Annotated in this window: 6 protein-coding genes and 1 pseudogene; 2 read left to right on the plus strand and 5 right to left on the minus strand. The window is 66.7% G+C overall.

Features of this window, described 5'->3' with window-relative positions:
• The first annotated feature begins 341 nt into the window (after window positions 1–341).
• Window positions 342–1220 carry a DUF6262 family protein gene (locus ACWDVB_RS39790; protein WP_451519942.1) on the plus strand — a complete coding sequence of 293 codons (879 nt, stop codon included), beginning with the start codon at window positions 342–344 and terminating at the stop codon, window positions 1218–1220.
• A 37-nt stretch (window positions 1221–1257) separates the two neighbouring features.
• On the opposite strand, the gene ACWDVB_RS39795 is transcribed toward ACWDVB_RS39790, so the two are convergent.
• The 4 genes from ACWDVB_RS39795 to ACWDVB_RS39810 all read right to left on the minus strand — a co-directional run bounded on the left by ACWDVB_RS39795 (window position 1258) and on the right by ACWDVB_RS39810 (window position 3424).
• Complete coding sequence (locus ACWDVB_RS39795; RefSeq protein WP_451519943.1) at window positions 1258–1797, minus strand: GNAT family N-acetyltransferase; 540 nt, start codon at window positions 1795–1797, stop codon at window positions 1258–1260.
• Window positions 1798–2402: 605 nt separating this feature from the next.
• Window positions 2403–2573 (minus strand): hypothetical protein, encoded by a 171-nt coding sequence (locus ACWDVB_RS39800; RefSeq protein ID WP_451519944.1) that lies wholly within the window; start codon window positions 2571–2573, stop codon window positions 2403–2405.
• Between the two features lie 45 nt (window positions 2574–2618).
• Window positions 2619–2840, minus strand: coding sequence for a transposase (locus ACWDVB_RS39805; protein WP_451519945.1), 222 nt, complete (start codon window positions 2838–2840; stop codon window positions 2619–2621).
• A complete protein-coding gene (locus ACWDVB_RS39810; RefSeq protein WP_451519946.1) occupies window positions 2798–3424 on the minus strand; it encodes an IS110 family transposase in 627 nt (208 codons plus the stop codon). Before ACWDVB_RS39810 ends, ACWDVB_RS39805 begins: the two co-directional genes overlap by 43 nt.
• Window positions 3425–4369: 945 nt before the next feature.
• Between ACWDVB_RS39810 and ACWDVB_RS39815 the strand changes: the two genes are divergently transcribed.
• Window positions 4370–7489 (plus strand): RHS repeat-associated core domain-containing protein, encoded by a 3120-nt coding sequence (locus ACWDVB_RS39815; RefSeq protein ID WP_451519947.1) that lies wholly within the window; start codon window positions 4370–4372, stop codon window positions 7487–7489.
• 279 nt (window positions 7490–7768) lie between these two features.
• On the opposite strand, the pseudogene ACWDVB_RS39820 reads toward ACWDVB_RS39815, so the two are convergent.
• Window positions 7769–8116 (minus strand): annotated as a pseudogene (locus ACWDVB_RS39820) (ATP/GTP-binding protein); the annotation flags it as partial.

An 8116-nucleotide genomic window follows, 5' to 3' on the forward strand; every position in this document is an offset into this window, starting at 1 on the left:
TCCCTTTGAGACCGAGCAACAAGCGATCATTGAAATCGCAGGGATCATAGAGGCCGTCCTCGTCCAGGATCAGAGTGCCGGCCATCGCGCAGAGCCCACCTCGACCAGCACCCAGCGCCCATCGACTACGCCCGCCGACGGAAACTGAGAGGCAACGACCTGCTGCCCGAGGCCATCTGGATCGACATCCGCCGCCGGACCAGAACGCCGCCTGGCGACCAGTACTGACTCCCGGCGGTGCGCCGATACCTCTACCAACGCATGACCGGCTCGGGCCTCTACTCACCCTCCAGCTCGCCGAACCTGGCTCCACCGACAAGACCAGGAACCTGCCGGTCATCTTGACGCCGTCGCTCCTGGAGGCTCTCGACGAGCACGCCGCGCACTACCTGACCTCGCACGGCATCAGTGAGCCCGTCGCCTGGTCACCGCCCCTGGCGATGGTCGACCACCTCGACCTGCCCGGCCGAGACATGCCCCTGCCCGACACCGAGCACGCAGCCGAATTGATCAGGAGCCGCCTCTCACCAACAGCAGCCGCCAACGTACTCGGCACCAGTCCTGAGCACCTCAGGCTCGCCTTCGAGGCCCGGCACCAGGCAGTCGGGGCGCCATTGCGACAGCATCGACCAGATTGCTGCGAAGGAGTCGAGAAACCGTTGCCCAGGCATATCGATGTCAACTCCTCGGCCGAGGTCCGAGCAACGCCGCCGCACGGGGCCACGGCGAAACGGACCCCCGCCCAAGTGTTGCGCGAGGCCGGAGCCCGCGACAGCGAAACCAAACGAGCCCGGGTACTCAAGACGCTCGACGAGATGGCCGCGACGGGAGAGAAGATCACCTTCCTCGCGCTCGCTCGCACAGCACGGGTCTCGAACTGGCTGGTGTACGCCGAGGGACTGCGCGAGCACATCGAGGATGTGATCAAGAAGCAGGGCGGGGCTGCACAACGCGAGACTGCGGAGGGCTTGCACACCTCGGCCGAATCACTGGCGGCCGACCTGGAACTGGCCACGGCAGAACTCAGACTCTTGCGCGCGGAACGGGACCAGCTCAAGGCGGCCATGGCCCGGCTGCGGGAGACCGAGGCCGAGCGTGATCGGCTGCGTGAGGCGCTCAAGGAGTCCGAGGAGAAACTGGAGTCCACGCTCAAAGAGAACCGCTTGTCTTCCAGCAACCGCGCAGATAGAGGTCAAGCGGCGGCCGAGGCCGACGACTGATTGGTGGCCTCGCGGATCCGCGCTGTCGAGCACGAGATCAACCGGACGGCGTGACCGGGGACCGAATACCGAGCCACTGCTCAGCATTCCAGGCCTGATACCGCTCTACCTCGGTGAACCCCAGCTTTGCCGCGAGGTGCATCGAACCGACGTTGGCGGTCTGGGTGGCGAGCACCACCGGCTCACTGGGAAGGACGCCGTCGAGCCATTCAAGTGCCGCCGCGCACGACTCGGCGGCATACCCGAATCCCCACGCCCGTGGCAGGAACAGGTAGCCGAGATCGGTCTTCCCCGCAGCAGCCGGGCGATGTTGCTCCGATGCTCTCCTGAGCAGGATCTGGCCGATCATCACCCCGTCGAGATCAACGACGAAACTCCCCGGCCACTGCTCGGGCACCTCAGGCATCTCGCGCTCAAGCGCGTCACGCGGCTGGGGGCCGCCGAGGTAGGTGTGCACCTCTGGCGACGCCAGCAGCTCGATGAACGCCGCTCGGTCCCGAGCCTCGGACGCACGGAGCACGAGCCGCTCGGTCTTGATCGGGGAAGGTGGCCACGCGACGGGTCTGAGTTCAGTCATGGCGGGCAATTCCTCTCGACGGCAGTGACACCAGGAGATGGTGCCGCAGAGGGGGACGTGTCTGACGAGTGATCCAGTTCCTGGGCGACGGGTCCGCCAGGCCGTCGCCGTGCCCAGTGGACTGGCACTGCCGTTCGGTGGCGCCGGCGACGTGGTCACGCTTGTCGGAGCCTTCAGCTCCGGACGTTGCGAGCTGTCCCCGCATCGTCGGGGATATGACACCGAGCACGGAACGATCAAGGTGACACGGAACGCGGAACCGTCAGAACGCCCAGCTCACAACGTCGGCACGTGACACCGAAAACGCGGAACCTGATATGTAGGGCGTTTTGTCAAGAGGGCAGGGGCTCTCGGACTCGCCTGAGCGGGTCTGGGGGTGGTGATGTGGGACCGGCGGGAGGCCGGGAGCGTGTCGTTGCGGCGACGCGCGGTCAGCCTGATATTCGCGGGTTGGTTACCGCATGACCGGGTGTTCGTCGGGGGCGGAGCCGCCGGTCTACAGTCGAGCGTGGCCCGCCGGGGCGGGTGCTCATAGGTTCCGCGGGCATTGCCCCTCGCGCTGCACGTCCCGGCCTCCCGTCGGCCGTTCTGTTGGCCCCGGAGGGTCAGTCCTCCATTGTGGCCAGGCTCCAGCACCAGCCCGCCAGTTCACGGGCGACGGCCACGACGGCGACGTTCTTGTTCTTCTTGCGGGCGAGGAAGTTCTCCCATCGCTGGTGGAGCCGGCGGTTGCCGAGATCGGCCCGCTGTCGCACCGGTCCGACAGCCAGTTCCATGCGCCGGCGCAGGGTCGCCCCGGGTCCGCGGTAGGGCTTGTAGTGCTACCACGCGGCCTCAACCAACAGGCGCCGGGCGTGGGTGTTGCCGGTCTTAGTGATCGGGCCCTGGGTGCGATTGGGTCCCGAGGAGCGCTCGCTGGGTACGAGGCCGAGGTAGGCGCCGATGGTCGCGCCGGTGAACCGGTTCCAGTCGCCGACCTCGATGGCCAGCCCGAAGGCGGTCAGTGTGCTGACGCCCCGCAGGCAGGCCAGCCGGTGTACCACCGGGGCCCATTCGGGGCGGGCCGCCGCCAGGGTGATGCGCTGGTGAAGCGGTCACGCAGCGCTTCCAGGGACAGGACCTGGTCCAGTTCCTGGTCATAGGCGAACTGCGTATCCGGGTCGGGGAACCGTTGGCCGGTCAGCCAGTGGTGGTGCACGCAGGTCCAGCCCGATCCGTTGGAGTAGACCCGCCCCTGCCGCAGCAGCAGTTTGGAGACCCGGTTACGGGCCCGGGCCAGGTCCCGGCGGACGTCGTCGCGGCCATGGACCAGGTCGCGGGCGGCTTCCTCGGACGGTGCCGGCACCCGGACCGCCGGGAGTTCGTCCATCCGCAACAGCTTGGCCAGCCGCTGGGCGTCCCGCTTGTTGGTCTTGATCCGGTCGCCCGCAGGCCGTTCCATCTTGGACGGGGCGGCCACCACGCAGCGGATGCCGACCGCGTCCAGGGCCCTGGCCAGGAAGAATCCGGTCGGCCCGGCTTCGTAAGCGACCGCGGTCGGCTGCGGCAGCGTGGCCACCCACACCAGCACGTTGTGCGTCGCGGCGACAAGACGCTGGCTGAAGATCTCCCCCGTCTCACAGTCCAATGCCCACGCCGTCGTGGAGCGGGCGTGAACATCGAGACCGACTGACGTGCGTTCACCAAACATCCGGCACCTCCCGGATCGTGCGGCACTACCCGTTACCGTGCCCACCGTCGGACATCCGGCGTCAACCTGCGGCCCGCACACTCAACAAACGGGCGGCCCCGGAACCACCCCTACATACGGTCTACAACCGCCCGCAGCAACCGCTCGAAGTCCGACCAGGACCCTGCCGAATGGCAGCCGCCGCTCGCGGATGCCTGCTGTACCTACACCACCCATCGGGTGGCGACCAAGCTCCGCTGGGGGCCTGACCGTGGACAAGGCCGAACAGAAGGCGCTGAGGGAGCTGGTCGCCGGGTGCGGGCAGGAGACGGTGGAGTACGCACCCGTCGGCTGAGCCTGGCCCCCGCTCCGGCGCCTGCCGGGCGGGGGAGCCCGGCATGATCGCAGGCCAGTTCCGGCTCTGGTTTGGGCGCCGCAGTGAGCAGGTCGATTGAGCCGTCAATTGCCGGTCGGGCGAGGCGGACCCGAAGGTTCCCGGTCACTTTGCCGCCAGTGCAGGGTGCGCAGGGTGCAACAGCCCCGCTGAGACGGGTGGATGCTGCGCGTTTCAGGCCGCCTCGCCCAATTCGCGGGGAGAGGCCGATTCCCTCCCGTGTAGCACGTGCGTTCGAGGGAATCGCGGCGTGTCCCAAGGGGGCTGTGTGTCAGGTTGTGGGCCTCTCGTGACCACTGGGGTCTGCGAGATGTGTCTTCCTGTGGGGGGAAGTCTTGACGCAACGCACCGTCGGTGCGCGTGTTTCGCGTACCCGGAAGAGAACCACCCTTGCCATCGCCGCCGCTTCGGCCGCCGGCGCTCTGACCCTGTCCCTGCTGTCGGCCGCGGGTGCCGCCGCGGCCGACGAGCCGGACTCGGCGTGGGGCAAGGACGCCCCGTCGTTCTCGATGCCCGACGTGAAGGTCGGTTCGAACAAGCCTGTCGCGCCGGAAGCCGAACGCGCACCCTCGCGCAAGGTGGCCGCCTGGCGCGCGCAGCAGAAGAAGCGCACCGAGGGCGACACGGCACGCTCCCTTCAGGAGATACCCGCCCATGTGCCCGAAGGCCAGGGCGATGTGCCATGGCACAAAATCAGCGACTTCGCCATCACGGACGCACTGACGGCCCGCATCAACTTCTCCACCGGCAACCTGATGCTGACCGCCACCGACTTCTCCGTCGCGGGCGTCGGACAGAACCTGACGCTGGCGCGCACCTACAACTCCCTCGACGCCCCGTGGGGCAAGGTCTCCCAGCGCTGGTGGCAGCGGTACGAGCGCTACCTCCAGGTCCTCGACAACGAGGTGGTCCTGTACGACGCCTCCGGCGACACCCTGCGCTTCACCAAGGCCGCGGACGGCTCCTTCACCTCGCCCAAGGGCTACTCGAAGGAACTGAAGAAGAACGCCGACGGCGCCTACACCGTCACCAACTGGAAGTCGCACTCCAAGGACACCTATAACGAGCACGGCACCCTGACCAAGGCCACCGACAAGAACAAGGGGACCATCACCGTCGCCCAGCATGACGAGGGCGGCGAGCACAAGGGCTTCAAGCTGACCGAGACCCGCTCGGGCCGCTGGATCGACCTGCTCAAGACCAACGCCTCCCAGTGGCAGGCCAAGGACCATTCGGGCCGCACCGCCGTCTTCGACCTCGACCCCGACGGCAACCTGCACAAGACCACCGACGCCGAAGGCAAGACCACCACCTTCGGCTACGACACCTCCAACCGCCTCACCAAGATCACCACGGCAGAGGGCCGGGTCACCGTCTTCACCTACGACGACGCCAACCGCGTCACCTCCATGCTGCGCGCGACCGAGTTCAACGGCTCCGGCCACACCGGCCCCACCTGGACGTACACATACGGCACGACCTCGCCCACGGCGGCCGGCACGACCACCGTCACAGACCCCGAGAAGCACGCGACGAAGCACAAGCACGACGGCGACGGCCAGGTCACCGACGTCACGGACGCGCTCGGCCGGGACCGGAAGACGTCTTTCGACGCGAACCACAACGTCGATACGGCCACCGACGCGATGGGCACCGGCACCACCGGCGGCAACGTGACCGACTACGGGTTCAACACGCGTAACAACCTGGAGAGCATGAAGTCCCCGACCGGGGGAAAATCGGTCGCGAGCTGGCAGACGATCGCCGGCGGCGACGTACCCAAGGACTCCACGAACGCCGACGGCGAGAAGACCTCCTTCACCTACGATACGGTCGGCAACACCAAGTCGGTCGCGCAGACCGGCACGGGCGGCGGCAGCGTCTCCTACACCTACAACCCCGCCTCCCCGCACTGCGGTGGCTTCGAGGGCCAGCGCTGCACGGCCGAGACGAAGATGTCATCGACAAAGACGGTCAAGACGTCCTTCACCTACGACGACAAGGGCAACCTGCGCAAGGCGGCCCCGCCCAAACCGCTGGGCGAGACTACCTTCACCTACGACAGCCTGGGCCGCACCGAGACCCTCACTGACGGCCGCGGCATCAAGAAGGTCTTCACCTACGACCACCTCGACCGGATCAAGATCGTCTCCACCACCAACGACACGGTCCGCTACTTCTACGACGGCGACGGCAACCTCACCCAGCGCACCGACTCCACCGGCACCATCAAGTACACCTTCGACCCGCTCCAGCGAGAGACCGTCCGGGCCCTGCACGACGGCTCCCAGACACTGCTCGCGTACACCCCCGCAGGCAACGTCGATTACTACCAGGATCCGGCCGGCAAGACTGACTACACCTGGAACGAGGTCAACAAGCTTAAGGAGCTGACCGATCCCTCAGGGAAGGTCACCTCCTACAAGTACAACCGCAACGATGTCCGCACCGAGACCGCCTACCCCGGCGGCACCGTGCAGAGCGTTGACGTCGACAACTCCAGCCGCCCCGAGACGATCACGGCCAAGTCCGGCAAGGGCACTCTGGTCGACCTCGCCTACACCTACGGCTACGGCACCGACGCCAAGACCGACGGCAACAAGATCCGCACCAAGACCGACAACGTCGCGGGCACGAAGACCAGCTACACCTACGACGGCGCCGGACGCTTCTCCTACGCCGCCGAGAACAAGAGCTCAACGCTCAACTCGTCCTGGCAGTACTGCTACGACCTGGCGGGCAACCTCACCAGCCAGGGCACGGAGAAGGGCTGCCCACGCGGGACGACGTACAGCATCAACGACGCACAGCAGATCACCACGAAGAACGGCTCTTCGACGAACTGGTCCTATGACCTCGAAGGCAACGAGACCGCCGGAGCCTCCACGCCGGAGGAGACCCGGACCGCGGAGAAGTGGTCGGATCACAGCCAGCTCACCTCGCTGACCGTCGGCGGGAAGACGTACGCGGGCCAGTACGGCTCCACCGACCAGAGCGAGCGCATCAAGCTCGGCGACACCTACTTCCACAACGGACCCCTCGGCCTCTCCGCTACTTCAACGGGCGGTGCGGACACCGGCTTCAACCGCGAGCCCGGGGGCACACTCAACTCCATGACCCGGGACGGGAAGACGTACTTCTACCTCACCGATGCGATCGGCTCCGTCGTCGCGATCGCGGACGAGGTCGGCGAGAAGGTCAACACGTACTCCTACAGTCCCCGCGGCGTCAGCCGCTCCACGAGCACCGAGAAGACACCCCAGCCCTACCAGTTCGCCGGCGGCTACCAGGACCCGACCGGCCTGTACCACTTTGCGGCGCGTTACTACGACCCCAACATCGGTCGCTTCACTCAGCCTGACCCCTCCGGCCAGGAACAGAACCCCTACCTGTATGCGGCAGGCGACCCTGTCAACAAGATCGATCCCACCGGTCTTTGGCCTGAGTTTGTGAAAGCATCGGCCCGGTTCATCAAGGACAAGGGACCTCGATTCCTGGGCAGGGCCTCAAGCGCGGCGCCAGTCGGGTGTTACGCAAAGCAGGCGTGGGAGGACACCGACAACTCGCTCAAGGATGAAGCAAAGGACCTGAACAGCTGCTTCAACCCGTACGCGTGGGTGACGGAGTGAGAGGAAGAAAATAGTGAGCTCGGAAAAGTATGCCAGCGGCGCTAAAGAAGCTTTATGGCTTACGTTTTCACTCGCGGTTATGTTGAACCTGGCAGAAGCCCTGTGGCACCCGCCTGGCAACGCGTGGCTTGCCGTACGCGTCGCAGTGTCAGTGCTCTTCACCGCTGCCCTGATCGCATGCATAGGGGTCTGGGTGGTCCGGAATCGGCAACGGAGAACAAGGGCAAAGTAGACGAGGGCCCCGACCAGGCATCTGGTCGGGGCCTCCCGTGTCCGGGGTCAGGTGCCGGTGCGAAGGTGTTCCTGCCGGGCCTGGACCAGGCCGCGCCATGCGGAGCGGACGTCGGCCTCGCCGGTGAGCCAGCGGGTGGTGGAGGGTTCTGGCAGGGGCAGGGCTGCCATGAAGTGGGCGATGTCGGCGTAGTAGGCGTAGTCGCCGCCGCGGGTGAGAGCGCGCAGCCGAAAGATCGCGGCGCTGATCTTGTCGTGGTCGTCCTGGACGGCGTGGTGGAAGCACAGGGCCAGTTCCAGGGCGGCTTCCGCGGCTGTCAGGCCGGCGTCGCTGATCTCGGTGCGCAGGAGGCGTACGGGCTCGAGGCTGCTGAGTGCCCCCGCGTCCCGGATGAC

This window comes from Streptomyces sp. NPDC003379, from assembly GCF_053589195.1.